This is a genomic window from Paenarthrobacter sp. NPDC089714 (assembly GCF_044748905.1).
GTDB lineage: Bacteria > Actinomycetota > Actinomycetes > Actinomycetales > Micrococcaceae > Arthrobacter.
This window is the reverse complement of sequence record NZ_JBIVGX010000003.1, coordinates 150,978-175,153: the sequence shown is the minus strand read 5'-3', so window position 1 is coordinate 175,153 and position 24,176 is coordinate 150,978. Positions and strand designations below refer to the sequence as shown.

The 24,176-nt window shown below is 64.8% G+C and carries 21 protein-coding genes; 5 read left to right on the top strand and 16 right to left on the bottom strand.

The features are described 5' to 3' along the window. Positions 1-147: 147 nt before the first annotated feature. The 3 genes from glpK to ACIPY3_RS07460 all read right to left on the bottom strand — a co-directional run bounded on the left by glpK (position 148) and on the right by ACIPY3_RS07460 (position 4,347). Positions 148-1,662: a glycerol kinase GlpK gene (gene glpK / locus ACIPY3_RS07470; RefSeq protein ID WP_400332031.1), complete on the bottom strand. Its 1,515-nt coding sequence runs from the start codon at positions 1,660-1,662 to the stop codon at positions 148-150. A 54-nt stretch (positions 1,663-1,716) separates the two neighbouring features. Beyond that, complete coding sequence (locus ACIPY3_RS07465; RefSeq protein WP_397321664.1) at positions 1,717-2,469, bottom strand: MIP/aquaporin family protein; 753 nt, start codon at positions 2,467-2,469, stop codon at positions 1,717-1,719. A 93-nt stretch (positions 2,470-2,562) separates the two neighbouring features. Then, positions 2,563-4,347: a glycerol-3-phosphate dehydrogenase/oxidase gene (locus tag ACIPY3_RS07460; RefSeq protein ID WP_400332028.1), complete on the bottom strand. Its 1,785-nt coding sequence runs from the start codon at positions 4,345-4,347 to the stop codon at positions 2,563-2,565. A gap of 122 nt (positions 4,348-4,469) precedes the next feature. Here ACIPY3_RS07460 and ACIPY3_RS07455 point away from each other — a divergent pair, with 122 nt between their 5' ends. Genes ACIPY3_RS07455 through map form a run of 5 tightly spaced genes read left to right on the top strand, consistent with a single transcriptional unit; the run spans position 4,470 to position 9,184 of the window. Next, positions 4,470-5,432, top strand: a complete 963-nt coding sequence (locus tag ACIPY3_RS07455; RefSeq protein WP_400332025.1) for a sugar-binding transcriptional regulator — start codon at positions 4,470-4,472, stop codon at positions 5,430-5,432. Between the two features lie 34 nt (positions 5,433-5,466). Next, entirely contained in the window at positions 5,467-6,348 is an 882-nt protein-coding gene (locus tag ACIPY3_RS07450; RefSeq protein WP_400332022.1) for an aldo/keto reductase, read from the top strand. Positions 6,349-6,358: 10 nt separating this feature from the next. Continuing rightward, on the top strand, positions 6,359-7,303 hold the full coding sequence (locus ACIPY3_RS07445) for an alpha/beta fold hydrolase (RefSeq protein WP_400332019.1): 945 nt from the start codon (positions 6,359-6,361) through the stop codon (positions 7,301-7,303). After that, entirely contained in the window at positions 7,300-8,406 is a 1,107-nt protein-coding gene (locus tag ACIPY3_RS07440; RefSeq protein WP_400332016.1) for a glycosyltransferase family 4 protein, read from the top strand. The genes ACIPY3_RS07445 and ACIPY3_RS07440 overlap by 4 nt, the downstream gene beginning before the upstream one ends. Beyond that, positions 8,399-9,184: a type I methionyl aminopeptidase gene (gene map / locus ACIPY3_RS07435; RefSeq protein WP_400332013.1), complete on the top strand. Its 786-nt coding sequence runs from the start codon at positions 8,399-8,401 to the stop codon at positions 9,182-9,184. Before ACIPY3_RS07440 ends, map begins: the two co-directional genes overlap by 8 nt. On the opposite strand, the gene ACIPY3_RS07430 is transcribed toward map, so the two are convergent. The 13 genes from ACIPY3_RS07430 to pyrR form a co-directional block, all read right to left on the bottom strand. Next, on the bottom strand, positions 9,181-11,262 hold the full coding sequence (locus ACIPY3_RS07430; RefSeq protein WP_400332010.1) for a primosomal protein N': 2,082 nt from the start codon (positions 11,260-11,262) through the stop codon (positions 9,181-9,183). The two genes, map and ACIPY3_RS07430, sit on opposite strands and share 4 nt — an antisense overlap. A gap of 146 nt (positions 11,263-11,408) precedes the next feature. Further along, complete coding sequence (metK, locus tag ACIPY3_RS07425) at positions 11,409-12,638, bottom strand: methionine adenosyltransferase (RefSeq protein WP_397321656.1); 1,230 nt, start codon at positions 12,636-12,638, stop codon at positions 11,409-11,411. 88 nt (positions 12,639-12,726) lie between these two features. Then, positions 12,727-13,974: a bifunctional phosphopantothenoylcysteine decarboxylase/phosphopantothenate--cysteine ligase CoaBC gene (coaBC, locus tag ACIPY3_RS07420; protein WP_400332007.1), complete on the bottom strand. Its 1,248-nt coding sequence runs from the start codon at positions 13,972-13,974 to the stop codon at positions 12,727-12,729. Positions 13,975-14,001: 27 nt separating this feature from the next. Continuing rightward, a complete protein-coding gene (rpoZ, locus tag ACIPY3_RS07415) occupies positions 14,002-14,262 on the bottom strand; it encodes a DNA-directed RNA polymerase subunit omega (RefSeq protein WP_017197559.1) in 261 nt (86 codons plus the stop codon). Between the two features lie 39 nt (positions 14,263-14,301). Beyond that, on the bottom strand, positions 14,302-14,874 hold the full coding sequence (gene gmk, locus ACIPY3_RS07410) for a guanylate kinase (RefSeq protein ID WP_400332003.1): 573 nt from the start codon (positions 14,872-14,874) through the stop codon (positions 14,302-14,304). Positions 14,875-14,895: 21 nt separating this feature from the next. After that, a complete protein-coding gene (gene mihF, locus ACIPY3_RS07405) occupies positions 14,896-15,222 on the bottom strand; it encodes an integration host factor, actinobacterial type (RefSeq protein ID WP_400332000.1) in 327 nt (108 codons plus the stop codon). 70 nt (positions 15,223-15,292) lie between these two features. After that, a complete protein-coding gene (pyrF, locus tag ACIPY3_RS07400) occupies positions 15,293-16,162 on the bottom strand; it encodes an orotidine-5'-phosphate decarboxylase (protein WP_400331997.1) in 870 nt (289 codons plus the stop codon). Continuing rightward, positions 16,155-19,463: a carbamoyl-phosphate synthase large subunit gene (gene carB, locus ACIPY3_RS07395; RefSeq protein WP_400331994.1), complete on the bottom strand. Its 3,309-nt coding sequence runs from the start codon at positions 19,461-19,463 to the stop codon at positions 16,155-16,157. Before carB ends, pyrF begins: the two co-directional genes overlap by 8 nt. Continuing rightward, positions 19,463-20,698 carry a glutamine-hydrolyzing carbamoyl-phosphate synthase small subunit gene (gene carA, locus ACIPY3_RS07390; RefSeq protein ID WP_400331991.1) on the bottom strand — a complete coding sequence of 412 codons (1,236 nt, stop codon included), beginning with the start codon at positions 20,696-20,698 and terminating at the stop codon, positions 19,463-19,465. The genes carB and carA overlap by 1 nt, the downstream gene beginning before the upstream one ends. After that, positions 20,679-21,200 (bottom strand): hypothetical protein, encoded by a 522-nt coding sequence (locus ACIPY3_RS07385; protein ID WP_400331989.1) that lies wholly within the window; start codon positions 21,198-21,200, stop codon positions 20,679-20,681. Before ACIPY3_RS07385 ends, carA begins: the two co-directional genes overlap by 20 nt. After that, positions 21,200-22,549 (bottom strand): dihydroorotase, encoded by a 1,350-nt coding sequence (locus ACIPY3_RS07380; protein ID WP_400331987.1) that lies wholly within the window; start codon positions 22,547-22,549, stop codon positions 21,200-21,202. The genes ACIPY3_RS07385 and ACIPY3_RS07380 overlap by 1 nt, the downstream gene beginning before the upstream one ends. Beyond that, entirely contained in the window at positions 22,549-23,559 is a 1,011-nt protein-coding gene (locus ACIPY3_RS07375; RefSeq protein ID WP_400331984.1) for an aspartate carbamoyltransferase catalytic subunit, read from the bottom strand. Before ACIPY3_RS07375 ends, ACIPY3_RS07380 begins: the two co-directional genes overlap by 1 nt. After that, on the bottom strand, positions 23,556-24,140 hold the full coding sequence (gene pyrR, locus ACIPY3_RS07370; protein WP_400331982.1) for a bifunctional pyr operon transcriptional regulator/uracil phosphoribosyltransferase PyrR: 585 nt from the start codon (positions 24,138-24,140) through the stop codon (positions 23,556-23,558). Before pyrR ends, ACIPY3_RS07375 begins: the two co-directional genes overlap by 4 nt. Positions 24,141-24,176: the final 36 nt, after the last annotated feature.

Below are 24,176 nucleotides of genomic sequence, written 5' to 3'. Positions count from 1 at the left end.
GGCAGACAGAGGTTCCGGGGACTCCCGCCATGGTGTGGTGGGCACCGCGATGGGCCCCCAGCTGCGAGGGCCCCACCGCGAGCTTGCGAGCGGCGGGAGCAGCTGGGGACGGGCGGGCGGGAGTCCCCGGAACCTCGTCAGCGAGGACTACTTAACATCCTCGTCCACCCAATCCATGGACTTGGTCACAGCCTTCTTCCACAACCGCAACTGCCGCTCCTGCTCTGCCGCATCCAATTGCGGTTCCCAGCGCTTGTCCTCGCCCCAGTTGGCACTGAGCTCGCCGAGGTCGTTCCAGAAGCCCACAGCCAGGCCAGCGGCGTAGGCCGCACCGAGGGCGGTGGTTTCAATGACCTTCGGCCGGACCACCGGGACGCCCAGGATGTCCGCCTGGAACTGCATGAGGGCATCGTTGGCGACCATGCCGCCGTCGACCTTCAGTTCGGTGAGCGGCACGCCGGAGTCCGCGTTGACAGCGTCCAGTACCTCGCGGGTCTGGAAGGCCGTGGCTTCCAGGGCTGCCCGGGCGATGTGGCCCTTGTTGGCGTACCGGGTGAGACCTACGATCGCGCCGCGCGCGTCGGCACGCCAGTACGGGGCGAAGAGGCCGGAGAAGGCGGGCACGATGTACACGCCGCCGTTGTCCTCCACCGCGGCAGCAAGTTCTTCCACCTGCGGGGCCGAACTGATCATGCCGAGGTTGTCCCGGAGCCACTGGATGAGCGAGCCCGTGACCGCGATGGATCCTTCCAGCGCGTAGTGCGGTTTCTGGTCTCCCAACTTGTAGCCAAGCGTGGTCAGCAGGCCGTTCTTGGAATGGACGATCTCCTCGCCGGTGTTGAAGATCAGGAAGCATCCGGTGCCATAGGTGTTCTTGGCTTCACCGGGCTGGAAAGCCGCCTGGCCGAACGTGGCTGCCTGCTGGTCGCCCAGGATGCCGGCAACCGGGGTTTCCCGGAGCAACTGGGACGTGTGGACCTGGCCGTAGACCTCGGAGGAGGACTTGATGGCCGGCATCATGGAGGCCGGAACCCCGAAGATGTCCAGGATCTCCTGGTCCCACTGAAGCGTCTCCAGGTCCATGAACAATGTGCGTGAGGCGTTGGTGACATCGGTAACGTGCACGCCGCCGTCGGTCCCGCCGGTGAGGTTCCACAGCACCCAGGCGTCGGTGTTTCCGAAGAGGAGGTCTCCCGCTTCGGCCTTCTCCCGGGCTCCTTCGACGTTGTCCAGGATCCATTTGATCTTGGTCCCGGAGAAGTACGTGGCCAGCGGCAGGCCTACCTTCTGTTTGAACCGCTCCACTCCCCCGTCCTTGGCCAGTTCGTCGACGATCGGCTGAGTCCGGGTGTCCTGCCAGACGATCGCGTTGTAGACGGCCTCGCCGGTGTTCTTGTCCCAAACCACCGCGGTTTCGCGCTGGTTGGTGATTCCGACGGCGGCAATATCGTGCCGTGTCAGGTTCGCCTTGGAGAGAGCTGAGGCAATGACCTCGCGGGTGTTGTCCCAGATTTCGGCCGGGTTGTGCTCCACCCATCCTGCCTGCGGGAAGATCTGCTCGTGCTCCATCTGGCCCGTGGAAACGATGGTTCCCGCGTGGTCGAACACGATGGCGCGGGAACTCGTGGTGCCCTGGTCAATGGCGATGACGTATTGGTTCATGGTGACGTCCTTGTCTGTGGTTGGGTGGTTGGGTATTGCCTGTATGGAAAGGGATCAGCCGGCGACGGCGGGCATGATGTCCGGAACCCAGATGGCCACGAGGCCGGCGAGGGCGCCACCAACAAGGGGTCCCACTACCGGAATCCAGGAATAGGCCCAGTCGCTGGAACCCTTGCCCTGGATGGGGAGGACAGCGTGCGCAATGCGCGGGCCGAGGTCACGTGCGGGGTTGATGGCGTAGCCGGTGGGTCCGCCAAGCGACACGCCAATGCCGACAACGAGCAGTGCCACGGCCAGCGGTCCAAGGCCCGAAGGCGTACCGCCGAAGGTCAGGATCACGAAGACCAGCACGAAAGTGCCGATGATTTCGGTGATCAGATTCCACGGCGTGGAACGGATGGCGGGGCCGGTGGAAAAGGTGCCCAGCTTGTTGGCCGGAAGGGGCTCGGCGTCGAAGTGCTGCTTGTACGCGAGCCAGCACACCACGGCACCAAGGAAGGCGCCCAGGAGTTCGCCGCCGAAGTAGGTCAGCGTGGACCCAAAGGTGACTGCGACGTCGGGGGCGTATTCCTTGCTGCCCTTGACGAGCAGGCCCAGGGTGACGGCGGGGTTGAGGTGGGCCCCGGACTTTGCGGCCACAAAGACGCCCGCGAAGACCGCAATTCCCCAGCCCCAGGTCACCATCAAGAATCCAGCGTTGTTGCCCTTGGTGCCTTTGAGCGCAACGTTGGCCACGACACCGCAACCCAGAAGGGTCAGCATCATGGTTCCGAATACTTCGGAAAGGAAAACAATTCCAAGAGACATCTTTGACTCCTCATTCTTCTGTTATCAGCCCCCTCGCGGGTGGAAGAGGCTGTTGGAACGGCACCGTCGCCAGTGCCGTTCCGGTGGTGGGTTTCAGTCCACCAGGCTGTGCACGTTGACCTTGTGGTAACGGTGCAGGACCTCTTGCGCGAGGCGGACTTCCGCCTGCCGTTTCGTGGCGTCCCAACCGAGGGTGCCACCAAGTGCCTCGGCAATCTCGTTGAGCAGTTCGCCCGTGACCAGGCCACGGAATGCGAGCGAGGTGCGGCGGATCAGCACGTCAACCAAGTGCCCTACCTGCTCGTTATGTGCCATGAATTCCAGTTCCCTGACACTGAGTTCGCGGGTGGACCGCAGCGGAGCGTCCTCGCCGGCTTTCAGGAAAGCGATGACTTCCCCGGCGCGGGTGCCGTAGCGGGTCAGCAGCCCTTCAACCCGGCCCGCATCCAACCCCGGTCCCATATGCGACTTGATCCATTCCTGTTCGGCCTGGGCGGTCACGGGGAAGCCCGCGCCGCCGCCGATGGCGAGTTTCGCCGTCGAGACCTTGCGTTCTTTTCCGAGTTCCCGGAGGACGTCGTTGGTCATGTGTTCGGCCAACGCGCGGAATGTGGTCCACTTGCCGCCCACCAGGCTCAGTACGACGGCGGCCTTGCCGCCCGGCGTCGCGGCCGCGCCTTCGCCGGTGCGGACCGAGCGTTCGATCCGGTAATCCCGGGAGACGAACCCGGGCTGGGTGGCGTCATGCCGCGGGAGGGGACGGACGCCGGAGAAGCTGTAGACGATGTGGTTGTGGTCCACGGCGATGGTGGGAAAGACGTGGCCCACCAGGTCGAAGAAGTAGTCCACCTCTTCTTCGGTGCACACCGCATCCTGGGACATGTCCGCGTCGACGTCGGTGGTTCCCACCAGCACGCGGTCGCCCATGGGGTAGATGAGGACGATGCGGCCATCAGTGTGCTCGAAGAAGATTTCCCTGCCGTTGCAGGCGGCGAGGAGTTCCGGGTGGTCCAGGACGATGTGCGATCCCTTGGTGCCGCCCATGAAGGTGCTGGCAGCACCCATGGCCTGGTTGGTGAGATCCACCCACGCACCAGTGGTGTTGACGATGACGTCTGCCTGGAAATCGAATTCCGCACCGGTCAGTTCATCGCGAAGCCGCACCCCGTTGGCCCCCATGGAGACCAGTGAAACATAGTTGCTGGCACGGGCGCTGCCCCCTGCTGCTCCGCCTGCCGCGTGTCCTGCCTTCTCGCCGTCCTGGAGGACATCCAGCGTGAGCCGCTCCGGGTTGTGCACGGAAGCGTCGAAGTAGGTGGCGGTGTACTTGATGCCCTGGTGCAGTTGCGGCAACTCGGCCAGGGCCTTGTCGCGGCCAAGGAACTGGTGCTTCGGAACACTGCCGCCATCGCGGGAGAAGAAATCGTAGATGCTCAAACCAAGCTTGATGAGGAAAGCGCCGCGTTCCTTCGGCTTTCCCTGCTTGTGGGTCAGGAAACGCACCGGGGCAGAAAGAATGCCGGAGAAGGTGCTGAAGATCGGGATGGTGGTCTGGAGCGGCTTGACGTAGTGGGGTGCGATCCGCAGCAGGCGGTTGCGTTCCACCACAGATTCCTTCACCAGGCGGAACTCGCCGTTTTCCAGGTAGCGGATACCACCGTGGATCATGTGCGACGACGCGCCGCTGGCACCCTGGCAGTAGTCTCCGCGTTCCACGAGTGCCACGTCCACGCCCTGCAGTGCCAGATCCCGGAACGTCCCCACTCCGTTGATGCCGCCACCGATGATGAGTACCTGGGCTGAGGGGCGTTCCTTCAAGGCCGCTGCCGATTCACGCCGACGTGCCTCGGACGAGGTACCGGAAATCTTGTCTCCCAAAACTGCTCCCTTGGGCTTGGTTCGTGCGTGGCGCTCCCCGCCGCTGCACCTTTCACCACTAATCTGGCGAAGGTGGAAAATGGAGTCAAGCTATTTGCACAAACGTGCAGCAAGGAAATGAGATGGGACGATCACGCCATTCGGATGCGCTGAGGGCCGCACAGATGTACTACCTCCAGGACCTGACCATGGACGCGATCGCCCGTGAGTTGAGGACCTCGCGTTCAACGGTTTCCCGGCTGTTGTCCTCGGCCCGGGAAACCGGCCTGGTTCAGGTCCAGATCAAGAGCCCCTTTGATACGGCGCCCGAACTTGAAAGCCAGATCCGCGACCGCTTCGGAGTGGACGTCCACGTGGTTCCGGTACTGGACACCCTGAACGAAGCCGAGACCCTGGATCGCGTTGCCATGCAGGCGGCCCGGACCATTGGCCCCCTGGTGGACTCGAACGCCATCATCGGGGTGGCCTGGGGAGCCACATTGAGCGCGGTCAGCCGGCACCTCACCCGCAAGGTGACGCACGACAGCATCGTGGTGCAGTTGAATGGGGCCGGAAACATGCAGACCACCGGTATTACCTACGCCAGCGACATCATGCGGCGTTTCGGAGGCGCCTATGGTGCACGGGTGGAGCAGTTCCCCGTTCCTGCGTTCTTCGACCACGCCGCCACCAAGACAGCCATGTGGAATGAGCGCAGCGTGCAGCGGATCCTCGATGTGCAGGCCCGCATGAGCATTGCCATCTTCGGCGTGGGCTCAGTGGACTCCGACTACCCCAGCCATGTCTACGCCGGCGGCTACCTCGATGAACAGGACCTGGCGGCGCTGGCAGAGGATGACGTGGTGGGCGACGTTGCCACGGTCTTCTTCCGCAGCGACGGATCATCGGACGGCATCACCTTGAACGAACGGTCAACCGGCCCCAGCCACGAACAACTGCGCCAGGTCAGGCGCCGGATTTGCGTGGTCTCCGGTGCTTCCAAGATCAATGGGCTCCAGGGGGCGTTGGCTGCCGGGCTGGCAACGGACCTGATCCTCGACGAAGCATCTGCGCGGAGGCTGGTGAGTTTCACTGCCCACTCCTGAGGCAATCCGCCCCGGAATGGGTAGAGTCGTTGCTATGAGATTCCCGGCACGGCTGAGCCTGAACAACGGCGTCATGATGGACCAGATGGGCTATGGCCTGTACAAGGTCCCCCCGGCTGATGCCGACGCCTTGGTCAGCACTGCATTGGGGGAAGGCTACCGGCGCTTCGACACCGCAGCCATGTACGGAAACGAAGTCGGCGTGGGCCGGGCGATCGGCGGGGCCATCGGCGACGCACGGGACGCCAACCTGGGCACGGGCGGATCCGGTGAATCCGTCCACGCACTGACGCGCGAGGACGTTTTCGTCACCACCAAGGTCTGGAACGACCACCATGGCTACGATGCGACGCTCCGAGCCTTCGACACCTCCATGGCCAACCTTGGCCTGGACTACGTGGATCTGTACCTCATCCACTGGCCCTGCCCGGCCCGTGGACTGTTCGCTGAGACGTACAAGGCCTTGGAGACCCTCTACCGTGAGGGCAAGGTCCGGGCCATTGGCGTGTCCAACTTCCAGCCGGACCATCTTGAACAGCTCATGCAGTCCGCCGAAGTGGTTCCCGCCGTGAACCAGGTGGAACTGCATCCTTGGCTGCAGCAGGCCCGGCTCAGGACCCTGCACAGCCAGCTCGGCATCCGGACCGAGGCATGGAGCCCCTTGGGCCGCGGGCAGGTCCTCGGGGATCCGGCAATCGTTGCCCTGGCGGAAAAGTACAAGAGGACTCCCGCGCAGGTCATCCTTCGCTGGCACCTGCAACTGGGGAACCTGGTCATACCGAAGGCCAGCACGGCAGGACGCATCAAGGAGAACGTCAACGTCTTCGATTTCGAACTGGACAGCGAGGACCTGGACGGTATGGCGGGCCTGGAACGCCACCACCGTACGGGCTCGCATCCGGACAACGTGAACTAGGAATTACTGAATGGAAAAAGTGGACACCGCGCATCCCGTTGGGGGTGCACAGGCCCCCGTCGAGTTCTTCAGCAAGTCCTTGGCAGCCCGCACGGCCGCTTCCGATGTGGACGTCGATGGCAGCACCGTGGCCTATTGGACGTACCAACCGGTCAAGGCTACCGACAAGACACGGACCATCCTGGTCATCCACGGCTTCCGGGGCGACCACCACGGCTTGTTGCGGGTGGCTGACCTGCTCCCGGAGATGCGCATCATCATGCCGGACCTCCCGGCCTTCGGCAGCTCCGAGCCGTTCGTGGACGACGAACACAGTGTAGAGCGCTACGGTCGCTTCATTGAAGGCTTCATGGAAGCCTTGGGGCTGGGCCCGGAAACGGTCCTTCTTGGACATTCCTTCGGATCGATCGTGGCAAGCCATTTCGTGGCAAGCCATCCGGGCGCGGTGTCTCCCCTGGTACTGGTTAATCCCATAGCCGCTCCAGCCCTGGAGGGACCCAAGGGCGTCATGACCAAGCTGGCGGTCTTCTACTACCAGGCCTCGGCAAAGCTTCCCCGTCGCCTTGGCCTTGCCATCCTGCGGAACCGCGCAATCGTCCGGATCATGAGCATCACCATGGCAAAGACCAAGGACAAGCAGCTGCGGCGCTTCATCCACGGCCAACACGACGCCTACTTCAGCGCCTTTGCCGATCGGAACAGCCTTTTGGAATCGTTCAAGGCCTCCGTCTCCGGCACCGTCGCGGACGTGGCAGAACAGCTCAACCTCCCTGTGCTGCTGGTCGCCGGCGAAAAGGACGAAATTGCCACCTTGCCCAACCAGTACAAACTGCTGGAACGCCTCCCGGACGGGACGCTGGACGTGATTCCCGGCGTCGGGCACCTGATCCACTACGAAACGCCCGAACCGGCAGCTGCTTCCATCCGAACCTTCCTGGAGGAACATCCCGCGTGAAAATCGTCATCGACGCCCGCTTTACCAGGACAGACCACCACGACGGCATCAGCCGCTACGGCTCAAGCCTCATCGCAGCGACCGCGAAGATCGCCGACGTGACCATGCTCATCAATGACAAAAGGCAGCTTGCCCTGTTGCCCGACGTTCCGTGGGTCATGGTGAACAGCCCGCTCTCTCCCCTGGAGCTGTTCGTGGCACGGAAAATCAATCCACTGGGCGCCGACGTTGTGGTCTGCCCCATGCAGACCATGGGCTCGTGGGGTCGGCAATACAGCTTGATCCTGACCCTGCATGACCTGATCTACTACGAGCACCCCGCGCCGCCGGGCTTCCTTCCGGCACCGGTCCGCCTGCTGTGGAGGCTTTACCATAAGGCGTTCTGGCCGCAGCGCGTGCTGCTGAACCGGGCCGAAGTGGTGGCCACCATCAGCCGGACCACCGAGGCACTCATGGCGAAGTACCGGCTCACGCGCCGCCCTGTCCGGATTGTCGGCAACGCCCCGCAGCCGGGACAGACGCCACGGAATCCGGCGGACGGCGCGGACAAATCCCTGCTTTATATGGGCTCGTTCATGCCGTACAAGAACGTGGAGACCATGATCCGCGGCATGGCCGGGCTACCCGACTACACCCTGCACCTGCTCAGCCGCATCACGTCCCAGCGCAGGGCGGAACTGGAAGGGCTGATTCCGGACGGCGCCAAGGTGGAGTTCCACAACGGAGTCACCGACGACGAATACGAGGAGCTCCTCCTCCGGGCCACCGCGTTGATCAGCCTGTCGCGGGCCGAGGGTTATGGCCTGCCCTTGGTCGAAGCGATGGCTTTGGGCACGCCGGTGATCGCGAGCGACATCCCCATCTTCCGGGAAGTGGGTGCTGACGCCGTCAGTTATGTGGATCCCGGGTCCCCTGCGGACTTTGCCGCCGCCGTGGCTGCCTTGGATGACGAAGCCCTGTGGCAACAGCGGTCGCGCCGTTCCGTGGAGCGGGCAGCGGACTTTAACTGGGACGAATCCGCGCGGCAGCTGCTTGCTGCAGCGGAGGAAGCCGTCGCCCTGCGCAAACGCAATGCCCCAAAGCGAAAGATCACCAATGATTGAAATCCTGAGCCCCTCCGAAGTCGCCAAAGCGAAAGTCACCGGCGCACTGATTGCCGACATCCTTCAGTCGCTGAAGAACCGCGCGACCGTTGGCACCAACCTGTTGGACATCGACCGCTGGACCAAGGACATGATCGTCGAAGCCGGAGCCGAATCCTGCTACGTCGACTACGCCCCCTCGTTTGGCCGGGGTCCCTTCGGCCACTACATCTGCACCGGAGTCAATGACGCCGTGCTCCACGGCCTGCCCCACGACTACGCGCTTGCGGACGGCGACCTCCTCACTTTGGACCTCGCGGTCACCAAGAACGGAATCGCGGCAGACGCGGCCATCAGCTTCGTGGTTGGCACCTCGGCGCGTCCCGAAAGCCTGGCCATGATCGACGCGACGGAACGTGCCCTCGCAGCAGGCATTGCCGCAGCGGTCCCCGGCGCACGGATCGGCGATTTGTCCTACGCGATCGGCTCGGTCCTCAAAGACTCCGGCTACCCCGTGAACGTAGAGTTTGGTGGGCACGGCATCGGATCAACCATGCACCAGGACCCGCATGTTCCCAACACCGGCAGGCCGGGGCGTGGCTATGAGCTCCGTCCAGGACTGCTGCTGGCCCTTGAGCCGTGGGTCATGCAGGACACGGCGAAACTCGTGACCGATGCCGACGGCTGGACCCTCCGGAGCGCCACAGGTTGCCTGACGGCCCACACAGAGCACACCATCGCCATTACCGAGACAGGCGCGGAAATCATGACGCTTCCCACAGGCTCGTCCAGGCACTAGAGGACATCCACTCCGTCAAGCCGCAACTGGACGGGCCCGTGCATGCGCTTGGCTGCGTTGGCGGCCTTGACCGCCCGCATCGCCTGGGTGGCTGCGGCAGCTTCACCGTACGGGATGAAGAACAGCGTGCGGACATCGGCGTCGGGATCCGATGCACCGGCGCCGTGCAGCTGCACCGGGGCAGGACCAACGCTCCGCAACGAATCTGTTGGCCGATTGAGCGCGGCGGTCAGTGTTTCCGAAAACGACAGGACGTCTGCCCGGGGGCCGGTGACGGAAGCCACCCGCACCGCCGGAGGCAACTGCAGCTCCTTCCTCAGGGCAAGTTCACGGGATGCGTAACCCGGAGCATCCCAGCGAAGCAGGGCCCCCGTGGCCGTGGTGTCGTCGGCGGTGATGACCACCAGTCCTCCTTGGCCCGCTGGACGCACCAGGGCGGCCGCGTTGAACCACCGGCGAACCGTGTCCTCGCCGGACCGCAGGTTTTCCCGGCGCAACAGGGAATTCCCGTCCAGGAGCAACGCCGCCGCGTAACCCTCCGGGGCTACCGGTTCGGCACCCACTGTGGCCACAACCAGGGCGGGCGACCCCGGCACGGTCGCCTTGATGTGCTCGCCGGACGAGGTAATGACTGTGTGCCCGGGAAAGGCCCTGCCAAGTTCTTCGGCGGTCCGGATGGCACCCGTGGCACCGCGCCTCAGGTGGACGCCGTTGCAGTGCGAACAACGCCACTGCGGTGCCGGCGTCGAACACCAACGGCAGGCAGGCAGGGCGGAGCCGCTGGATGTTGCCAACGGGCCCTGGCACACAGTGCAACGGGCCGGCTCGCGGCACGTTTGGCACACGAGGGACGGTGCGTAGCCTGCCCGGGCCACCTGGACCAGGACCGGGCCCCGTTCCAAGCCTTCTTTCGCGGCTTTCCAGGCCGCCCCGGGAAGGCGCGCAACGCGTGCCAAGGGATCGCGTTCCTGTTCGAAGCTGTCCGCCGTGTTCAGTACCCGCGGCGCCGTGGCGCGGACGGCTACCCGCGGGGCCTCGATGGGCACCGCCCACTGAAGCTCCACGAGCCGTTGCAGCTCGGTGCTGCGGCTATGCGAAGCAAGCAGGCAGGCCGTATCTTCCTGTTCCGAGCGCAGCAACAGGATCTCGCGCGTGTGCGCGTACGGCGCCCGTTGATCGATGTGCAGGTCATCGCCGTCATCCCAGCACACCATCAACCCGGGATTGCGCACTGGCGCGTAGGCGGCCGAGCGGGTGCCGATGGCCACTCCCGCCTGGCCCATCAGGAGCCTCAAGAAGTTCCGGTACCGTGGCGTCTGACCGTCGTCGGCGGTCAAACGTGCAATATCGGTGGCGGGCAAGACCTCCGCCAACGCCGCCTCAAGTCGCTCCAGGTCCCGGTAGTCCGGAACCACCACCACGGCGCCGCGGCCGGAACTGCGGACAGCGGCCACGGCCGAGGCCAGCATTGCCGGCCACCCGTGGTGGCCAAAACCCTGGAGAGCGGTCAGCACGGCCCTGGGTGTGCCGCCCGCAGCCAGATGCCGCAGGAACGGCGTCCCATTGGTGTAGGAGGTCCACGACCCGGCGTCCACCACCGGAGCGGTTGCGGTGACATCCTGCTCCGGGGTCTCCAAAGCTTCCTTTTCCACCTTCGCTACCCGTGGCGGAATAGCCGTCCGCAGGACGTCGCTGAGGGTTCCGGCGTACCGGGCAGCCACCGCGGCAGCGAGGCGGCTGATGGCCGGCGTCATCACTGCCACCGGTGACACGACTTTGTGGAGGGGGATCAGACCATGCCCCGCGTCGGAGACCTGACGCCTTTCGGCAAGGTAGCCATTCAGTTCCTGCCCGCTGAACTTCACCTTGACCCGCACACCCGGGACGGCCGTCTCTGCGAGCTCGATGGGGACGGCGTAGTCGAAGGTCCGGTCCAAATGCGGCAAGGGAGACTCCAGGACCACCCGCGCAACCGGGTCCACGGCTGCGAGGGGCGGCCCCTTGACGGCTGGCTTCGTCGGAAAGCCCTGCAGCAACGACGGCTGAAGCAAAGACGGCTGGATATCCTGTTCCGCCATTTACTCCGCCTCCATCCTGTGATCAGTTCTGCCTGTCCGCCGGTCAACGCAGGAAGCCCGCAGTGGGATCGACCCACTGCGGGCATCTCTGGCTCAAGCCAATCACGGGCCGCCGACATTAAGGCAATCAGCGGCGACTCCGGAGCTCAGGCGTTGAAGAACTCCTTGAGGTCCGCTACGCGGTCAAGGCGTTCCCAGGTGAAGTCCGGCTCATCGCGGCCGAAGTGGCCGTGGGCCGCCGTCTTGGCGTAGATGGGGCGCTTCAGGTCCAAGGCGTCGATGATCGCCCGCGGGCGGAGGTCGAAGATCTCGTTGATGGCCTCGCTGATGCGTGCCGGATCCACGGTCTCCGTACCGAAGGTCTCCACGTAGGTACCAACCGGCCGTGCCTGCCCGATCGCGTAGGCGATCTGGATTTCGGCGCGCTTGGCAAGTCCTGCGGCCACCACGTTCTTCGCGACCCAGCGCATGGCGTACGCCGCGGAACGGTCCACCTTGGACGGGTCCTTGCCGGAGAAGGCGCCGCCGCCGTGGCGGGAGAATCCGCCGTAGGTGTCCACGATGATCTTGCGCCCGGTCAGTCCGGCGTCACCCACGGGTCCGCCGATCACGAAGGCACCGGCAGGATTCAGGATGTTCGCCACACGCGAGAGGTCAAGGTTGGCTGCTGCCAGGACAGGATCGATGACGTGGCTTGCCAGGTCGGCACGCAACTGCTCCAGGCTCGCGTCCTCTGCGTGCTGGCTCGAAATGACCACCGTTTCAACGGAAACCGGCCGGTCGCCGTCGTACCCTACCGTGACCTGGGTCTTGCCGTCGGGCCGCAAGTATGCGAGTTCGCCGCTCTTGCGGACTTCGGTAAGCCGCTCGGACAAGCGGTGCGCCAACCAGATGGGAGTCGGCATGTAGGAGGCGGTCTCGTCGCTTGCGTAGCCGAACATGATGCCCTGGTCGCCGGCGCCCTGGAGGTCGTAGTCGTCTTCCTGGCGTCCTTCACGGGCCTCGAGCGAGTTGAACACGCCCCCGGCGATGTCGTTGGACTGCTGGCCGATTGAAACAGAAACGCCACACCGTGCGCCATCGAAGCCATTGGCAGAGGAGTCGTAGCCGATGCCGAGGATGGTCTCGCGGACAATCTGCGGAATCTCCACATAGGCGTCGGTGGTGACCTCACCCGCAACGTGCACCAGGCCGGTGGTGGCCATGGTTTCAACAGCCACACGTGACTCGGGGTCTGCAGCGAGCAGCGCGTCAAGGATGGAGTCGCTGATCTGGTCGCAGATCTTGTCCGGGTGTCCCTCGGTGACCGACTCGGAAGTGAAGAGCCGGAGCTTGGACGGGGTGCCATGGTGTTCATGGTGAAGCGGTAAAGTCACTCGACCACCTTACTGGGTTACGGGGCGGCGGCATTTGCCGTGTGTCCCTATGCTAAGAGTTCTTTGCTTCGGCCTGCGTCGCCGGCACCTAGGGTGCCGGGAACACCCGGGCCAGTTCCGTGCCCACACGGTCAACGACGGCGGCGGCGACGTCGGCCTTCGAGCCGGAGGCCGATTGGGGTTCGGCCCCGTGACCGGAGAGGATGACCACAGAATTGTCATCCTGGCCAAAGACCCTGCCGACCCCTACTTGGTTGACCACCAGGAGGTCACAGCCCTTGCGTTTGAGTTTGGCGGTGGCATGCTCCAGGACATCGCCTTGCGCGTCGCCGGTTTCCGCGGCAAAACCCACGATGACCTGCCGGCCACCCGCGGCATTGCGCCGTTCCACGAGTTCGTGGAGGATGTCCGGGTTGCGTACCAGCCGCACCAGCGGAGCGTCCTCGCCGTCGACCTTCTTGATTTTGGTGTCCGAAACATCCGCGGGGCGGAAGTCCGCAACGGCGGCTGCCATGATGACGACGTCGGAATCGACTGCCGCTTGAAGCGCCGCTTCGCGCAGCTCCAGGGCAGACTCGACGCGGACCAGTTCGACGCCGGCGGGCGGCTCGACATCCATATGCGCTGCGAGGAATCTCACAGTAGCTCCAGCCGCCAGCGCCGCAGCGGCCAACGCCGCCCCCTGCTTTCCGGAGGAGCGGTTTCCAAGGAAACGGACGGGATCCAAGGCCTCCCGGGTACCCCCGGCAGATATGGTGACCACCTTGCCCGTGAGCGCTCCTGGTTGGCGAGGCGTTGCCGGCAGGCTTTCAGCTCCGGCCAAAGCGATGGCGGCGGCGAAGATTGCTTCCGGCTCCGGCAGCCTTCCGGGGCCGGAGTCCGCTCCGGTGAGCCGGCCGCTGGCCGGCTCCAGGACGGTCACGCCACGGCTGCGCAGGGTTTCGACGTTTGCCTGCGTGGCTGCATGCTGCCACATTTCCGTGTGCATGGCCGGCGCGAAGAGGACCGGGCCGTGGGCCATCAGGAGGGTGTTCGTCAGGAGGTCTCCCGCCTGTCCCGTTGCCGCCTTGGCCAGGAGGTCGGCGGTAGCTGGTGCAACGACGATCAAATCGGCCTCGTGGCCGAGCCTGACGTGGTTGACCTTCTCGACATCGTCGAAAACGCTGTTGCTGACGGGGTTGCCGGAGAGCGCCTCCCAGGTGGCCACGCCCACAAATCGGGTAGCCGCCTCCGTTGGGATGACGGTGACCTTGTGGCCGGCTTCAGTAAAAAGCCGGAGGAGCGATGCAACCTTGTAGGCTGCGATCCCTCCCCCGACTCCGAGGACTATGCGCACGTGACCTCCGTCAACAGGCAGCCTGTCTTACTCTGCGGGCTCGATCGGGGTGGAGACCAGGAGGCCTTCGTTGATCTCGCGCAGGGCGATGGAGAGCGACTTCTCGTTCAGCTTGGTATCGACCAAGGGGCCGACGTACTCGAAGAGGCCCTCATGCAGCTGGGCGTAGTAGGCGTTGATCTGACGGGCACGCTTGGCGCCGAAGATCACCAGGCCGTACTTGGAATCGGCAGCCTCAAGCAGCGAGTCGATCGGCGGGTTGATGATGCCTTCAAGGTTCGTGGACACGAAATCTCCAAATTCTAGCGGGCCGACAAGTGCAAGCGCTTAGCGCTGGTGCGGGGTAAGCCCCATGAGTGAAACAAGCTCGTCCGCTGCCCGGCGAACGTCGTCATTGATGACGGTGTGGTCAAACTCCGGTTCAGCAGCAAGTTCCAGTTTAGCGGTTTCCAGCCTGCGCTGCTGTTCGTCGGGAGTTTCGGTGCCGCGGCCCACCAGGCGGCGGACCATTTCGTCCCAGCTCGGGGGTGCCAGGAAGACGAAATTGGCATCCGGTACGGCTTCCTTGACCTGGCGCGCACCCTGGAGGTCGATCTCCAAGAGAACAGACTTGCCTTCGGCGATGGCGGCGTTGACGGTGCTGCGCAACGTGCCGTAGCGGTTGTGTCCATGGACCACGGCCCACTCCAGCAATTCACCGTCCGCGATGAGGGAATCGAATTCCTCGGCGGACTTGAAGAAGTAGTGGACGCCATCCTTCTCACCGGGCCGGGCCGCGCGGGTGGTGGCTGATACTGACAGCCAAACCTCTGGATAGTTGTCCCTGATGTAGGTGGATACGGTTCCCTTGCCAACAGCAGTTGGGCCTGCAAGGACAGTCAGTCCAGGTTTCGTGCTCACGGATTCCTTCGGGGAGATGCGTCAATCGCTTTGTTGGGTATCCATAAAATCTACCAGCGCGCGGGCCTGGTGAATTCCCAGGCCCCTGATCCGCCGCGATCCGGCGATACCGATATCGGCCATGATCGCGGCGGCACGGACAGGGCCAATGCCCGGGAGTGCCTCAAGAAGTTCGATGACACGCATCCGCGCGATGGCCTCATCAGAGGTGCCCGATGAGATCAGTTCGGCGATGCTGACCTCACCCCGCTTGAGCCGCTCCTTGGCTGCGGCACGGGTAGCCCGTGCCTTGGCAGCTTTTTCCAAAGCGTCGGAACGCTCCTGCGGGGTGAGTTCTTTCAAAGCCATGGCCAAACTCCCGTTCAAGAGGAACTGTGACACGGATCACGCGACTGATGCTGAACCTACCGGCAGCAGCCTAGGCGCGCAAGCCGCCCAGGGTTTCCTCTGTTGCCGCCCGAAGGGCAGCGACCGTGGGTCCGGCTGCGAGGATTCCGCGGCTGGACGTGGCCAGGACTGCCGGGTAGGCCGAACCGAACGTTGCGCGCAGGTCCGCCGGAGTGGCTCCCTGGGCGCCAAGGCCGGGAGCCAGGATCGCGCCCTTGACCGGCCCAAGATCGATTCCAAGGTCCTCAAGGGCGGAACCGATCGTAGCCCCAACCACCAGGCCAACCGATCCCAGGGCGCCAGCGTAGCGTGCATTTTCGGTCGCAGCAGCAGCAATAATCCGCCGGGCTACCGAGTCATCTCCGCCAACATGCTGGACGCTCTTGCCTTCCGGATTGGACGTCAGTGCAAGCACGAACACTCCCCTGCCGTACTCCGCTGCGAGCTCCAAGGCAGGCCGCAAGGACTCAAAGCCCAAGTAGGGGCTCAGCGTGACCGAGTCGGCTGCCAAGGACGAACCATCGCGAAGCCAGGCATCCGCGTACGCCGCCATGGTGGAGCCAACGTCGCCGCGTTTGGCGTCGGCGATGCTCAAGACTCCGGCCTCTTTGGAGGCTGCCAGGGTGCGTTCCAGGACCGCCATACCGGCGGATCCGTGGCGCTCGTAGAGCGCCACCTGCGGCTTGACGGCGGCAGCGAGGGAAGCCACCGCCTCCACCACAGTGAGCGAAAAGCGTTCCAGCCCGGCGGCGTCGTCGTTCAGTCCCCAGCCCGCCAGCAACTGCGGGTGCGGGTCAATGCCAACGCACAACGGACCGCGGGCGTCCATGGCCGCCGCCAGCCGGGAGCCGAACGACTCCCGGGCCGGCTGCAGTTCGGGTGTTACGCCGGACTCAGGCATTGGCGGCCTCAAAGGAAGCAGTCAGGTTGGCCGCGTGCTCCTGCAAACTCGTTACGGACCACTCGTAGGTGCGCAGCGCTTCGATCGCCTGGACCGCAGCGTTGAACTCCGCCACCGTGGTGATGCAGGGAATGCCGATCGAGGTTGCCGCAGCCCGCAGTTCGTATCCGTCGCTGCGCGCTTCGCCGCCGGACGGGGTGTTGAACACCATGTCGATTTCCCCTGCCACGACGAGGTCCGCGATGGTTCCCTCACCCTCGGCGCTGCTGCCCTCGGCCACCTTGCGGACGGGCGTGGCCTGGATGCCGTTGCGGCGCAGGACGTCCGCGGTTCCGCCTGTGGAGACAATCTCGAAACCGAGGTCCGACAGGCGCTTGACGCCCATGATCACGGACCGCTTGTCCCGGTTGGCCACCGAGACGAAGATCTTGCCACCGGTGGGCAGGGCGTTGTTCGCGCCCGACTGGCTCTTCGCGAAGGCGGTATCGAAGTGCTTGTCGATGCCCATGACCTCGCCCGTTGAACGCATCTCGGGGCCGAGCAGGGAGTCAACAACCTTGCCCTCCGGAGTGCGGAAGCGGCTGAACGGCAAAACGGCTTCCTTGACGGCGACCGGGGCGTCGAGCGGAAGCGTGGAACCGTCGCCGGACTCCGGCAGCATCTTGTACGCGCTGCGGAGCTGGTTAATGGTGACGCCCGTACCGATCAACGCGGCGGCCTTGGCCATCTGCACGCCCGTCGCCTTGGAGACGAACGGAACGGTACGGGAGGCGCGCGGGTTCGCCTCGAGGACGTAGAGGACATCCGATGCCAGGGCGAACTGGATGTTGATCAGGCCGCGGACGCCCACACCTTCGGCGATGGCGCGCGTAGCAGTACGGACGCGCTCGATCACGTTGTTGCCCAAGGTGATCGGGGGCAGCACGCACGCGGAGTCACCGGAGTGGACTCCGGCTTCCTCGATGTGCTCCATGATGCCGCCCAGGTACATGTCCGTGCCGTCGAAGAGCGCATCGACGTCGATCTCCACCGCGTCTTCGAGGAAGCGGTCGATCAGCACCGGGTGCTCGGAAGTGATTTCCGTTGCGTTGGCGATGTAGCGGGACAGGTTGGCTTCGTCGTAGACGATCTCCATGCCGCGGCCGCCCAGGACGTAGGACGGACGGACCAGGACGGGGTAGCCGATCTCGTCGGCGATCTTCTTGGCGTCCTCGAAGGAGACGGCGGTGCCGTTCTTCGGGGAGGTCAGGCCGGCCTCATCCAGGACACGGGCGAAGGCGCCGCGGTGCTCTGCGAGGTCGATCGCTTCGGGCGAGGTGCCCAGGATGGGGACACCGGCGTCGGCCAGCTGCTGGGCCAGCTTCAGCGGGGTCTGGCCACCGAGCTGGACGAAGACGCCCATAACGCCACCGGTGCGCTCCTCGGCGGCGATGACCTCGAGGACGTCCTCGAGGGTCAGCGGCTCGAAGTAGAGGCGCGTGGAGACGTCGTAGTCAGTAGAGACGGTTTCCGGGTTGCAGTTGACCATGACGGTCTCGTAGCCGGCCTTGCGCAGCGCCATGGAGGCGTGGACGCAGGAGTAGTCGAACTCGATGCCCTGGCCGATGCGGTTGGGCCCGGAGCCGAGGATGATGACAGACGGCTTGGAGTGCAGTCCTACCTCGTCTTCCTCGTCGTAGGCCGAGTAGTGGTACGGCGTGTAGGCGGCGAACTCGGCGGCGCAGGTGTCCACCGTCTTGTAGACCGGGCGGATACCCAGGGCCTGGCGGACACCGCGGACAACGGCCTCCGAGTTGTGCGTGAGGGCACCGATCTGCTCGTCGGAGAAGCCGTGGCGCTTGGCGGTCCGCAGCATGTCTTCGCTGAGGACGCCGGCCTTGCGGATCTCCTGTGCCGTCTCATTGAGCAGCTGAAGCTGGTCCAGGAACCACGGATCGATCTTGGTGGCCGCGAAAAGGTCTTCCACCGTGGCACCGCCCAGGAGGGCGCGCTGCACCTGGTGGAGGCGGTCCGTGGTGGGGCGCTTGGCGTTCTCGATGAGCTCCGCGACCTGGTACTCGGGGACGGAGCTGAAGTCCAGCTGCGAGCCCTTCTGCTCGAGGGAGCGAAGGGCCTTCTGCAAGGCTTCGGTGAAGTTGCGGCCCATGGCCATGGCTTCGCCCACGGACTTCATGGTGGTGGTCAGCGTGTTGTCCGCCGCCGGGAACTTCTCGAACGCGAAGCGCGGAACCTTGACCACGACGTAGTCGAGGGTGGGCTCGAAGGATGCAGGGGTCTTCTGCGTGATGTCGTTGGGGATCTCGTCCAAGGTGTAGCCGAGGGACAGCTTGGTGGCGATCTTGGCGATCGCGAAGCCGGTTGCCTTCGAAGCCAGGGCGGATGAACGGGATACACGCGGGTTCATCTCGATGACCACCACGCGGCCCGTGGCGGGATCGATGGCGAACTGGATGTTGCAGCCACCGGTGTCCACACCGACTTCGCGGATCACGGCGATGGCCACGTCGCGGAGCTTCTGGTATTCGCGGTCGGTCAGCGTCAGGGCAGGTGCGACGGTGATCGAGTCACCGGTGTGCACGCCTACGGGATCGAAGTTCTCGATGGAGCACACAACAACGACGTTGTCGTTCTTGTCGCGCATCATCTCGAGCTCATATTCCTTCCAGCCAAGGATGCTCTCTTCGAGCAGTACCTCAGTGGTGGGGCTGTACTGGAGGCCCTGGCCAACGATGCGGCGGAGGTCGTCCTCGTTGTACGCCAGGCCGGAGCCCAGGCCACCCATGGTGAACGACGGCCGGACCACCATGGGGTAGCCGAGGTCCTCGGCAGCCTTGAAGGCCTCGTCCATGGTGTGGATGATGTGGCTGCGTGCCGATTCGGCGCCACAGCGTTCCACGACGCCCTTGAACTTCTCGCGGTCCTCGCCGAGCTCGATCGCGGCGATGTTGGCACCGATCAACTCCACGTTGTACTTCTCCAGGACGCCGTTCTTGTCCAGGGCAATCGCGGTGTTCAGTGCGGTCTGGCCACCCAGCGTCGGCAGGACGGCGTCAGGACGCTCCTTGGCAATGATCTTCTCGACCACCTCGGGCGTGATGGGCTCCACATAGGTGGCATCCGCGAACTCGGGGTCGGTCATGATGGTGGCCGGGTTGGAGTTGACCAGGATGACCCGCAGGCCTTCGTCCTTCAGGACGCGCAGGGCCTGGGTACCGGAGTAGTCGAACTCGGCGGCCTGGCCGATGACGATCGGGCCGGAACCGATGACAAGGACGCTCTTGAGATCTGTACGCTTGGGCATTACTTCTGGTCCTCAGTCTTGGTGTCGGTGGAGTTAGCGGCTTTCGTCTCGGCCATGAGGTCGATGAAGCGGTCGAAGAGGTACGCGGCGTCGTGCGGGCCCGCAGCTGCCTCGGGGTGGTACTGGACCGAGAAGGCCGGGATGTCGAGGCAGGCGAGACCTTCCACGACGTCGTCGTTCAACGAAACGTGGCTGACCTCAACCCGGCCGTAGCGCTCTTCCGGGGCCACAGTGGCGCCGTTCATGGGCGCGTCCACAGCGAAGCCGTGGTTCTGGGAAGTGATCTCCACCTTGCCGGTGCGGCGGTCCATGACCGGCTGGTTGATGCCGCGGTGTCCGTAGCGCAGCTTGTAGGTGCCGAAGCCAAGCGCGCGGCCCAGGATCTGGTTGCCGAAGCAAATGCCGAAGTACGGCAGCTTCTCGTCCAGCACCGAACGGAGCAGGGTCACTTGGTGGTCCGCGGTGGCGGGGTCTCCGGGACCGTTGGACATGAAGAAGCCATCCGGGCTGACGGCGTTGACGTCCTCGAGCGTGGCGGTGGCCGGGAGGACGTGCACGCGGACGCCGCGCTCCGCGAAGCGGACCGGGGTCATGGCCTTGATGCCGAGGTCCACCGCGGCGATGGAGAAGCGCGGTTCGCCGTCCCAGCCGTGGTCCTTGGGCTCCACCACGTAGGCTTCGTCGATGCTGACTTCCTCAGCAAGGGCTGCGCCTTCCATGGGGGCGCTGGCCAGGACGGTCTCCAGCAGTTCCTTGTCCGAGGCCTGGGCGGCCTCGCCGGAGAAGATGCCGGCGCGCATGGTCTTGTGCTCACGCAGGTGCCGGGTAATGGCGCGGGTGTCCACGCCCTGGATGCCCACGATTCCCTGCTCCACCAGTTCGGCGTCGAGGGAACGCTCGGAGCGCCAGTTGGAGGGGCGGCGTGCGGCGTCGCGCACGATGTAGCCCGCAACCCAGATCTTGCGGGACTCAGCGTCTTCGCTGTTGACGCCCGTGTTCCCGATGTGCGGGGCCGTCTGGACCACCAGCTGGCGGGCGTAGGAGGGGTCCGTGATGGTCTCCTGGTAGCCGGTCATACCGGTTGCGAAGACGGCTTCACCGAGGGCTGTGCCTTGGGCGCCGTAGCTCCGGCCGCGGAACATGCGGCCGTCTTCGAGCACCAGAACGGCTGCTGAGGGGGTTGGTGTGGTGGCTGCGTTACTGTCCGTCACTTTATTACTTTCCACTATCGGCATCTGCCTGAGGGGCTGCGGAGATCAATTCTTGAAGGGCTTCGAGGAGGAGCTGCTGGTCTGCGGATTGCCTGGATCTGAAGCCGGTGTCCAGTTCCCGGTCCCCCAGCTTCCAGCTGATGACCAGGAGTCCGTCCTTCTCGACGAACTTGCCGGCCATCCCGGCGTCCCTGCGGACGTCGGTCACGGCCGCGCGGGGGATGAACACCGGAGCTGCTCCGGGGCGGTCGAACAGCACGCCTTCGGCGTGGATGCTCAACTCAGCGTTGGTCCGGATTCCCAGCCCCTGCACGGCGATGCGGTCCAGCCAGTCGCCTGCCGTGGTGGTCGCAACATACTGCCCCTCGGCCACCACTGTGGCCGGTTCCAGTTGCTGCGGCACGTCCGGGAGGCGTTCGACGTCGGACTGTCGCCTGAGGCGGTTCCGCCACCCCAGCCCGATCATCGCCAGGATGACGAGGATCAAAGCCACGGTGATGACCGCTGAGAGGGTCTGGGTGTCCATCAGGCGCCGCTGACCGCCGCGGCAGGGGTATCGAGGCTTCCCGGGTACCGGTAAGGCGTGTTCAGTTGGCCGTCGAGGACCGTCGGGTGGCCCTTGAAGAACGTGGCAACGACTGATCCGGGCAGTTCCTTGCCCTTGAATGGTGAATTGCGGCCCATGGTGGCCATTTTATGGGGGTCCACCGTCCAACGCGCAGCCGGGTCCACCAGGATGACGTTGGCCGGTTCACCTTCGTCCAAGGGACGGCCCTGGTCGGCGACCCGGCCGATCTGCGCCGGAGTGAAGGAGGTAACCCTCGCGAAGTCGGCCCACGTCATGAGGCCGGTTTCGATCATGGTTGCCTGCACCACGGAAAGTGCGGTTTCCAGGCCCGTCATGCCCATGGCGGCCTGTGCCCATTCGCATTCCTTGTGCTCGCTCGGGTGCGGCGCGTGGTCCGTTCCCACCACATCGATGGTTCCGTCGGCCAGGCCTTCGCGGAGCGCCTGGACGTCCGCGTCCGTGCGGAGCGGCGGGTTGACCTTGAACACGGGGTCGTAGCTGCGGACCAGTTCGTCGGTGAGGATGAGGTGGTGCGGGGTGACTTCCGCCGTGACGTTGATGCCGCGGGCCTTGGCCCAGCGGACGATTTCAACGCTTCCGGCCGTTGACACGTGGCAGATGTGCAGGCGCGAACCCACATGCTGGGCCAAAAGGACATCGCGGGCGATGATGCTTTCTTCGGCGACAGCCGGCCAGCCGGCCAGTCCCAGGACGGCCGAGACGGCGCCTTCGTTCATCTGTGCCCCGGCGGTAAGGCGCGGTTCCTGCGCATGCTGGGCCACCACGCCGTCGAACGCTTTGACGTATTCCAGGGCGCGGCGCATGAGGACGGGATCATGAACGCAGATGCCATCGTCGGAGAACATCCGTACCTGCGCGCGGGAGTCGGCCATGGCACCCAGCTCTGCGAGCTGTTCCCCGGCAAGTCCCACCGTGACCGCACCCACGGGGCGGACATCCACCCAGCCCGAAGCCCGGCCCAGGCTGTGGACCTGCTCCACGACGCCCGCGGTATCTGCCACGGGGTTGCTGTTGGCCATGGCGTGGACGGCAGTGAAGCCGCCCAGGGCTGCCGCACGGGTACCGGTCTCAACCGTCTCTGCGTCTTCCCTGCCCGGCTCGCGGAGGTGGGTGTGGACGTCCACCATGCCGGGGAGGGCGATCAGGCCGGCCGCGTCGATGACAGTGGCATCGTCAGCTGCCAGGTCCTTGCCACGTGCCGCGATGAGCCCGTCACGGATCAGGAGGTCTTCGGCTTCGCCGCCAAGAATGGCGGCCCCGCGGATCAGGTAGGTATCACCGGACATCAGTTGTTCTCCTTGGTGGACGGGGTGGTTGCAGTGGGGGCTGCCTCGCGGGTGTCTCCCGAAAGCAGCAGGTAGAGGGCGGCCATCCGCACGGAAACACCGTTCCGGACCTGGGCCAGCACGGTGGAACGGGGAGAGTCTGCGGCCGCGGAGGAGATCTCCAGGCCCCGGTTCATGGGACCCGGGTGCATGATGATGGTGTCCTTCATGCCCAGGTCATCCAAGGTTTTCAGGCGTGCGTCGTCGAAACCCCAGCGGCGTGAGTACTCGCGGGTGGACGGGAAGAAGGAAGCGTTCATGCGTTCGCCCTGGACACGGAGCATCATCATGGCGTCCATGCCGGCTTCGAGGGTCTCGTCGAGGTTGTAGCTGACCTTGCAAGGCCAGTGTTCGACGCCGATCGGCAGCAAGGTGGGTGGCGCAACAAGCGTGACATCGGCACCCAGGGTACGCAGCAGCCACACGTTGGACCGGGCCACCCGGGAGTGCAGGACATCGCCGGCGATGGCCACCCGCATGCCTTTCAGGTCCGCGCCGGAGGAAGCCGTCCCGTTGATCTGCGACCAGTGGCGGCGCATGGTGAAGGCATCCAGCAAGGCCTGCGTGGGGTGTTCGTGGGTACCGTCTCCGGCGTTGATCACCGCGGCATCGATCCAGTCGGTAGCGGCAAGTCGGTGCGGAGCCCCGGATGCCCAGTGCCTGATCACCACGGCGTCGGCACCCATGGCGGCCAGGGTCTGTGCCGTGTCCTTGAGGGACTCCCCCTTGGAGACCGAGGAGCCTTTGGCAGCAAAGTTGATGACGTCCGCGGACAAGCGCTTGGCCGCGGCCTCGAAGGAGATGCGCGTCCGCGTGGAATCCTCAAAGAAGAGGTTCACCACCGTACGGCCGCGAAGGGCCGGGAGCTTCTTGACCTCGCGGTCCCCCACGGCGGACATTTCCTCGGCGGTGTCCAGAACGCGGATGGCGTCCGCGGCGCTGAGGTTCTCAGTGGAAAGAAGGTGCTTCACTTACCTGCCTCGATCACTACTTCGTTGATGGGTTCGCCGTCCACGGAATCGATCTCTTCGAGGCACACGCGGACCTTCTCGGCAGATGACGTGGGAAGGTTCTTGCCCACATGGTCCGCCCGGATGGGCAGCTCACGGTGTCCCCGGTCCACCAGGACTGCGAGGCGCACGATCCTGGGCCGACCCAGGTCAACCAGGGCATCCAACGCCGCACGGATGGTACGTCCCGAGTAAAGGACGTCGTCAATGAGGACAACAACTTTGTTGTCGATGCCGGAGAGGGGAAGGCGCGTGTGGTGCGGTGGCCGCGTGGGCTGGTGTGAGAGGTCGTCACGGAACATGGTGACATCGAGCTGGCCGACAATGGTTTCGGCGCTGACCGCGGGATCGGCCGCGGCAATTTTGTTGGCCAGGCGCACGGCAAGTGGATAGCCGCGGCGGGGAATGCCCAACAGGACCAGGTCCTGGGAGCCTTTGTTGGCCTCGAGGATCTCATGGGCGATACGAGTGAGCGCACGGTCGATGTCCGCCTGGTTGAGGACAACCCTGGACGGAACCTGCGCTGAAGTAACTTCAGTCATCGCTCGTCTCCCCTTTCCCCGCCTCACAGGACGGAA

What these genes read in the sequence shown, in the direction of transcription:
- carA (WP_400331991.1), bottom strand. Translation starts at nt 20,698, where the DNA reads ATGCCGATAGTGGAAAGTAATAAAGTGACGGACAGTAACGCAGCCACC.
- mihF (WP_400332000.1), bottom strand. Translation starts at nt 15,222, where the DNA reads ATGGCTTTGAAAGAACTCACCCCGCAGGAGCGTTCCGACGCTTTGGAA.
- ACIPY3_RS07455 (WP_400332025.1), top strand. Translation starts at nt 4,470, where the DNA reads ATGGGACGATCACGCCATTCGGATGCGCTGAGGGCCGCACAGATGTAC.
- ACIPY3_RS07385 (WP_400331989.1), bottom strand. Translation starts at nt 21,200, where the DNA reads ATGGACACCCAGACCCTCTCAGCGGTCATCACCGTGGCTTTGATCCTC.
- pyrR (WP_400331982.1), bottom strand. Translation starts at nt 24,140, where the DNA reads ATGACTGAAGTTACTTCAGCGCAGGTTCCGTCCAGGGTTGTCCTCAAC.
- ACIPY3_RS07380 (WP_400331987.1), bottom strand. Translation starts at nt 22,549, where the DNA reads ATGTCCGGTGATACCTACCTGATCCGCGGGGCCGCCATTCTTGGCGGC.
- ACIPY3_RS07430 (WP_400332010.1), bottom strand. Translation starts at nt 11,262, where the DNA reads ATGGCGGAACAGGATATCCAGCCGTCTTTGCTTCAGCCGTCGTTGCTG.
- ACIPY3_RS07450 (WP_400332022.1), top strand. Translation starts at nt 5,467, where the DNA reads ATGAGATTCCCGGCACGGCTGAGCCTGAACAACGGCGTCATGATGGAC.
- ACIPY3_RS07445 (WP_400332019.1), top strand. Translation starts at nt 6,359, where the DNA reads ATGGAAAAAGTGGACACCGCGCATCCCGTTGGGGGTGCACAGGCCCCC.
- ACIPY3_RS07465 (WP_397321664.1), bottom strand. Translation starts at nt 2,469, where the DNA reads ATGTCTCTTGGAATTGTTTTCCTTTCCGAAGTATTCGGAACCATGATG.
- glpK (WP_400332031.1), bottom strand. Translation starts at nt 1,662, where the DNA reads ATGAACCAATACGTCATCGCCATTGACCAGGGCACCACGAGTTCCCGC.
- map (WP_400332013.1), top strand. Translation starts at nt 8,399, where the DNA reads ATGATTGAAATCCTGAGCCCCTCCGAAGTCGCCAAAGCGAAAGTCACC.
- carB (WP_400331994.1), bottom strand. Translation starts at nt 19,463, where the DNA reads ATGCCCAAGCGTACAGATCTCAAGAGCGTCCTTGTCATCGGTTCCGGC.
- pyrF (WP_400331997.1), bottom strand. Translation starts at nt 16,162, where the DNA reads ATGCCTGAGTCCGGCGTAACACCCGAACTGCAGCCGGCCCGGGAGTCG.